Raw genomic sequence first — 1,603 nt, 5'->3', positions numbered from 1 at the left:
GAGCCGGCGGCGCTGGTCCGGCCGTCGGGTGCGGTGTTGTTGACGGCGGTGAACGAGGCGCTGGGCACCACCTGGTCGGGCACGGTGCAGGAGCTGCTGGAGCACGGTGAGGTCGAGGCGCTGCGCCAGTGGGTGGGCGGTGCTCCGGCCGGGTTGCTGGACGATCTGGCGATCCCGCAGGACCGGTTGGCCTACGCCCCGCTGTACCGGCGTCCCCGCAAGATCTGGGGGATCGGGCTGAACTACGTGGAGCACGCCGCGGATCTGAAGGAGTCGGCGCCCTCGACGGAGCCGGCGTCGTTTTTGAAGCCGGACACCGCGATCATCGGCCCGGGTGAGGCGATCCGGATCCCGCCGCAGTCGGAGCGGACGACGGCGGAGGGCGAGCTCGGCGTCATCATCGGGCGGGAGTGCCGGGACGTCGACGAGGCCGATGCACCGGGCGTGGTGGCCGGGTTCACCACGATCGTGGACATGACGGCTGAGGACATCCTGGAGAAGAACCCGCGGTATCTGACCCGGTCCAAGAGCTTCGACACGTTCTTCAGCTTCGGCCCGGAGCTGGTGACCGTGGACGAGGTGCCCGACGTCGATGCGTTGGAGGTCTCGACGCTGCACAACGGCGGGGTGCACCGGCGCAACGTGGTGTCGAACATGACCTTCCGCCCGTGGTGGCTGGTGGCCTTCCACTCCCGGGTGATGACGCTGCTGCCCGGCGACATCATCTCCACCGGCACCCCCGGCGCGGTGCACATCCGGCCCGGTGACACCGCCGGTGTGCAGATCGCCGGTTTCCGTGACCTCACCAACCCCGTGGAGTGAACCGATGGACCTGGAACTGACCGGCAGGGTCGCGCTCGTCACCGCGGCGTCCAAGGGCCTGGGGCGGGCGACGGCCACCCAGCTGGCCGCCGAGGGCGCGAAGGTGATGATCTCCAGCCGCGGCGAGGAGCAGCTGGCGAAGACCGCCGCCGAGATCGCCGAGGCCACCGGCGGGCAGGTGGAGCACTGCGCCGCCGACGTCGCCGACGCCGACGACGTCGCCCGGCTGCTCCAGGAGACCCAGCGGCGCCTGGGTGGGGTGGACGTGCTGGTCGCCAACGCCGGTGGCCCGCCGCCGGGTGGGTTCGACGCCGTCGATGACGCGAAGTGGTACCAGGCGCACGACCTGAACCTGATGAGCACCGTGCGGCTGATCCGCGGCGTGCTGCCGCACATGCGCCAGCAGCAGTGGGGCCGCATCGCCGTCGTCACGTCGTCGTCGATCAAGCAGCCGATCGACAACCTGCTGCTGTCCAACACCTACCGGGTCGCCGTGGTGGGCCTGGCCAAGTCGCTGGCGATCGAGTTCGCCTCCGAGGGCGTGCTGGTCAACACCGTGGGCCCGGGCCGGATCGCCACCGACCGGGTGGCCTCCCTGGACGCCAACAAGGCCAAGCAGACCGGCCAGTCGGTGGAGGAGGTGCGGGCCCAGTCGGAGAAGGGCATCCCCATCGGCCGGTACGGCACCGCCGAGGAGTTCGGCCGGGTGGCGGCGTTCCTCGTCTCCGGCGCCAACACCTACCAGACCGGGCAGAACCTGCTCGTCGACGGCGGAATGGTC

General features: G+C 70.7%; 2 protein-coding genes. Both read left to right on the top strand.

The features are described 5' to 3' along the window. Positions 1–822, top strand: an 822-nt coding sequence (locus ACI79T_RS21025; RefSeq protein ID WP_456612038.1) for a fumarylacetoacetate hydrolase family protein, incomplete at its 5' end; no start/stop codon positions are given. Positions 823–826: 4 nt separating this feature from the next. Continuing rightward, on the top strand, positions 827–1,603 hold a 777-nt coding region (locus ACI79T_RS21020), incomplete at its 3' end, for an SDR family oxidoreductase (RefSeq protein ID WP_456612037.1).

Source organism: Blastococcus sp. SYSU DS0619 (assembly GCF_054051035.1).
This window is presented reverse-complemented; position numbering and strand designations above follow the sequence as displayed.